Below are 5,070 nucleotides of genomic sequence, written 5' to 3' on the forward strand. Positions count from 1 at the left end.
TAATAGTACCTTCATTATACACTTCGTTAACTATCTTAAATTGAGCTATACGTTTTTTAATTAATTCACTAATCTCACTAGAATTTAAATGCATACCTTTATAATTCTCTCAATAATTTAAGAAATTCTTTAACTGTTTTAAACGATTACGAATAGACATATCGATCACAAGATTATTCACTTTAATAATAAAACCATCAATAACAGTATCCTTGATACTGTGTTTCAAATTAATATTGCTATTAAATTTTTTTTCTAAAAATAAAGAAATATTTTTTAGTTGCGAAAAACTTAATTCGTATGCTGATATAATCTTAGCTTCTAAAATTTTATTATAATTATTTTTTAAACCAATATATTCTAATAAAACATTTTTTAATAAAAATAATCGTTTATTTTCAGCCATTATTTTAATTAAATTTTGACACTTCAGATCAATTTGATCTCCGCATAACGTTATAAATACATTCGCTATATATTCAGCTGGTAATACACCTGCTAACAAACTTTTTATTTTTAAATCTCTAGAAATACTAACAGAAAACAACAACATCTTTTGCCAAAAATCTATTTTATTTTCTTCTACTGCTAATTCAAAAATAGCTTTTGCATAAATTTTAGCTACACTACTATGTTCGCACATTAGAAATAAAATATTCCTTATAAACGATTAATTAATTCTTTCATGATATCATTATTTTCATTTTTTTTTATAGATCTTTGTATAACTTTTTCAGCTATTGAAATAGCTATTTTCCCTACATATTGAGTTAACTCTTCTTGCATTTTTATACGTTCTAAATCAATATCAGAACGTGCTTTTATCATAAATTTATTTTTTTCTTTTTCTGCACTTTTTCTAGCTTCTTCTAAAATAATATTACGTTGTTTTTTTGCTTCATTGAGCAAGTTCAATGCTGCTTGTCTTTGATTTTTGATTTCTTTTTTTACTTTTTCTTGGTCTATTTTTAAATTTTCTTTTTCTTTTTTTACAAAATTCAAACTATCGGAAATATCTTTCTGTCTTTTTTCTATAGTTATTAAAATAGGAGGCCATATGTATTTCATACAAAACCAAACAAATAAAAAAAATGAAATAGATTGCCCTAAAATAGTGGAATTGAGATTCACAATTTTATACCTTAATTAATTTTAAAATAATTCTTAAATCTTTGCACTATTTTAATAATGCAAAGATTTTTTATTAATTACTATTTAAATTTAAAAACGTATTTACTTAAATAGTAATACTCAAATTAAGCAATAGCAAATAATATATACAAAGCAAGACCAACAGCTATCATTGGAATAGCATCCACTAAACCCATAACAATAAAAAATTGAGTACGTAATAAAGGAACTAAATCTGGTTGCCGTGCTGCACCTTCTATAAATTTACTACCTAAAATTCCAATACCAATAGCTGCCCCTATTGCTGCTAATCCTATCATAATGGACACTGCTATATAAATCATATCTGGACTTAAATTTTCCATGAAAATCTCCAAGATGTACTAAATATATAATTTTAATCAGTGCTTCTTTGAAGCCATCGACAAATAAACAATAGTTAATACCATAAAAATAAATGCTTGAAGTGAAATTATTAAAATATGAAAAATTGCCCAAGGTACAGTTAAAATCCATTGCAACCACCATGGAAGTAAGCCAGCAATTAAAATAAAAATCATTTCTCCTGCGTACATATTACCGAAAAGTCGTAATGCTAACGAAACTGGTTTTGATAATAAATTAACAGTTTCTAATATAACATTTATGAACAAAAAAAAAGGATGATTAAATGGTTGCGTTGTCAATTCTTTTAAAAAACAGATTATACCTTTGATTTTAAAACTATAGTACAAAATTAATAAAAAAATACTAATAGACATAGATACAGTAATATTAATATCTGAAGATGGAACTATACGTAAAGCTGAAAAATGGAAAACAGACTCACTAATTAAAGGAAATAAATCAACAGGAAATAGGTCCATAAAATTCATAAGAAAAATCCATACAAATACCGTTAACGATAAAGGAGCAATTAAATTACTTTTTTCACCATACATCTCTCGTACATTACTATTGACAAAACCAATAATTAATTCGACGACCACTTGTAACTTATTGGGTACATCATGAGTCATTTTTTTGGATATTTTATAAAAAAAAATAAGAAATAAGAAACCTAATACAATAGAAAAAAATATTGAATCAATATTTAATATCCAAAAATTGTTAGAAATAATATCTTCTGTAGAAACTAATTTAAAAGTACGTAAATTCATCTGCAAATGATTTAAATGATGACTAATATATGTTTGAGGATTAAATGTTTCTCCTGAAGCCATTTTGACTCCTATGTGGTATTAAATAACAAATAACAAATAACACTGATGTACTAAAAATTTAATTAATCACCTTACTATACGATATTTTTATAAAAATTTTAATATTAGTTAAAGAAAAAATTATATTTCTCATTAAATTAATGCTGGATATTTAATTAATATTAAATATTAAATTTTGATTTAATATTTAACTAATATTAAATATGAAAAAATAAAAATATTTTTTATATAAAAAAATTTTAATAGATAATATAAAAATTTGATTTTATATAAAAATATATTATTAACTAATATATATAATTAACATATTATTGTTAAAAAAAATAAACATTACATACCATATTTTAATATAGAAAAATATATTTATTTCTAAAAATTGAAATTTATTAAATACCAATTTAAATAAAAAATTTAAATAATTTTTAAAATTAAGTAAATTATAATATAAATGATTATTAATCATATTTTATTATAAAAAATATTATTGTTCATATTCCAAAATTTAAACACTTAATTAATAATTAAAAATTATTTATAAATTAATGATATCTTTATGACAATTTTTTTTTATATAAATTAATAAAACAGAAATTGCCGCTGATGTAATACCTGGAATACGAGATGCTTGGCCAATAGAAGTAGGTTTATAAAAATTTAATTGTGAAATTACTTCATTAGATAAACCTGTTACATTATGGTAATCTGATATCCCCAATAAAAGTGTATTTTCATGATTTAAATGTCTTTTTATTTCATCTTTTTGACGGACAATATAACCTTCATATTTTATCTGATTTTCAACTTGTTTAGCAGATTCTAAATCTGATAATCCTGGCCCAAAAAAAGGTAACTCCATAAGTTTCTGATAAGTGACTTCAGGTCTCTTTAACAAATCTTTAACATTTGATAATTTCATTAATTTTTTTTCTAAAAACTCATTCAATTTATGTATCTCTGAAAAATTTGGAGAAATAACCAAATTTTCCAATCGATTAAGTTCTTTATTAATTAATGAAGCTTTTTCATTGTAACGCATCCATCTTTCGTCGTTTACTAAACCTAGTTTTCGACCTATTTCAGTTAAACGTAAATCGGCATTATCTTCTCTCAAAATCAATCGATACTCTGCCCTTGCTGTAAACATTCTATAAGGTTCTTGAGTTCCTCTAGTACATAAATCGTCTACTAAAACTCCTAAATAAGCTTCACTTCTTAGAGGAAACCAAGATCCGGAATTGGAAGAATACAAAGCAGCGTTTAATCCAGCTAACAATCCTTGAGCAGCAGCTTCTTCATAACCAGTAGTTCCATTGATTTGACCAGCAAAAAATAAACCCTTAATAAATTTACTTTCCAAAGTAGGCTTTAAATCTCTCGGATCAAAAAAATCATATTCTATAGCATATCCTGGTTGTATTATTTTTGCTTTTTCTAAACCTTCTATGGATTGAACAAATTCATATTGAATATCTAAGGGAAGACTAGTGGAAATACCGTTAGGATAAATTTCGTTTACATTTAATCCTCCTGGTTCTAAAAAAATTTGGTGAGAAGAACGATTAGAAAAACGCACTATTTTATCTTCAATAGACGGACAATAACGAGGACCAATACCTTTTATTTCTCCTGTATACATGGGACTTTGATTCAAATTTTTTCGTATAATTTCATGCGTAAATTTATTTGTATGGGTAATATAACAAGGTATTTGACGAGGATGTTGTGATTTGTTACCAATAAACGAAAATACAGGCACAGGGACATCACCATTCTGAATTAAAAGATTTTTAAAATTTATGCTATTAACATCTATTCGTGGAGGAGTTCCTGTTTTTAATCTACCAACTCGAAATGGCAACTTTCGTAACCGATTTGCTAAAATAGTAGATGATGCATGACCTATGCGTCCTCCTTCATGTTTATTATTAATACCTATATGAATCTTACCTCCTAAAAATGTTCCAGTTGTTAAGACAACAGCTTTTGCGTAAAAATTAACTTTACTTGTTGTTTTTACACCTATGATAATTTCTTTTTTAATAATTAAATCTTCTACTTCTGCTTCAAAAACTAATAAGTTATTTTGTTTTTTTAAAACATTTTTTATAAAATCAGAATATAATTTTCTATCTGCCTGTGCTCGAGTAGCTCTTACAGCTGGACCTTTTTTAGCATTAAGTATTCTAAACTGAATACCAGAATAATCAATTGCTTTTGCCATAACACCACCCAATGCATCAATTTCTTTAACTAAATGACTCTTACCAATACCACCTATAGCAGGATTACAGGATAAAAAACCTAAACTCTGTAATTTTTGAGTTAATAAAATAGTTTTATAACCCATTCTTGCGGAAGCCATTGATGCTTCAGTTCCTGCATGCCCTCCTCCAATGATAATAACATCAAAACGATCAAACATTCAATAAACCTTAATTAATTAAAAATAGAAATTAGAATTATTCCACCTATAATACAAAAAATAAAATTAATATGAAAGAGATATATTTAGTCAAAGAGTAATTTAACAAAATAAGAATACATTTATTTCATTTATATCTCCTTTATTAAATAAAAATACAATTAAATAAAATAAGAATACATTTATTTCATTTATATCTCCTTTATTAAATAAAAATACAATTAAATAAAATAAGAATACATTTATTTCATTTATATCTCCTTTATTAAATAAAAATACAATTAAATAAAATAA

At 24.7% G+C, this 5,070-nt stretch carries 6 protein-coding genes; all 6 read right to left on the reverse strand.

The genetic code is table 11. The features are described 5' to 3' along the window. Positions 1-94 (reverse strand): hypothetical protein (locus LDP10_RS02595; RefSeq protein ID WP_265197196.1); only part of this gene is annotated, 94 nt, incomplete at its 3' end. A 15-nt stretch (positions 95-109) separates the two neighbouring features. Next, positions 110-643, reverse strand: a complete 534-nt coding sequence (locus LDP10_RS02600) for a F0F1 ATP synthase subunit delta (protein ID WP_265197189.1) — start codon at positions 641-643, stop codon at positions 110-112. A gap of 17 nt (positions 644-660) precedes the next feature. Beyond that, complete coding sequence (locus LDP10_RS02605) at positions 661-1,131, reverse strand: F0F1 ATP synthase subunit B (protein ID WP_265197190.1); 471 nt, start codon at positions 1,129-1,131, stop codon at positions 661-663. A 125-nt stretch (positions 1,132-1,256) separates the two neighbouring features. Further along, on the reverse strand, positions 1,257-1,496 hold the full coding sequence (atpE, locus tag LDP10_RS02610) for a F0F1 ATP synthase subunit C (protein ID WP_265197191.1): 240 nt from the start codon (positions 1,494-1,496) through the stop codon (positions 1,257-1,259). 36 nt (positions 1,497-1,532) lie between these two features. Further along, on the reverse strand, positions 1,533-2,354 hold the full coding sequence (gene atpB / locus LDP10_RS02615) for a F0F1 ATP synthase subunit A (protein WP_265197193.1): 822 nt from the start codon (positions 2,352-2,354) through the stop codon (positions 1,533-1,535). 532 nt (positions 2,355-2,886) lie between these two features. After that, complete coding sequence (gene mnmG, locus LDP10_RS02620) at positions 2,887-4,776, reverse strand: tRNA uridine-5-carboxymethylaminomethyl(34) synthesis enzyme MnmG (protein ID WP_265197194.1); 1,890 nt, start codon at positions 4,774-4,776, stop codon at positions 2,887-2,889. Positions 4,777-5,070: the final 294 nt, after the last annotated feature.

Origin of the sequence: Buchnera aphidicola (Pemphigus obesinymphae) (genome assembly GCF_026122815.1) — a bacterium.
In the GTDB taxonomy this organism is placed as follows: Bacteria; Pseudomonadota; Gammaproteobacteria; order Enterobacterales; family Enterobacteriaceae; genus Buchnera_C; species Buchnera_C aphidicola_BJ.

Excerpts from the sequence above, each read along its gene's own strand:
- atpE (WP_265197191.1), bottom strand. The coding sequence starts at position 1,496 with ATGGAAAATTTAAGTCCAGATATGATTTATATAGCAGTGTCCATTATG.
- atpB (WP_265197193.1), bottom strand. The coding sequence starts at position 2,354 with ATGGCTTCAGGAGAAACATTTAATCCTCAAACATATATTAGTCATCAT.
- LDP10_RS02600 (WP_265197189.1), bottom strand. The coding sequence starts at position 643 with ATGTGCGAACATAGTAGTGTAGCTAAAATTTATGCAAAAGCTATTTTT.
- mnmG (WP_265197194.1), bottom strand. The coding sequence starts at position 4,776 with ATGTTTGATCGTTTTGATGTTATTATCATTGGAGGAGGGCATGCAGGA.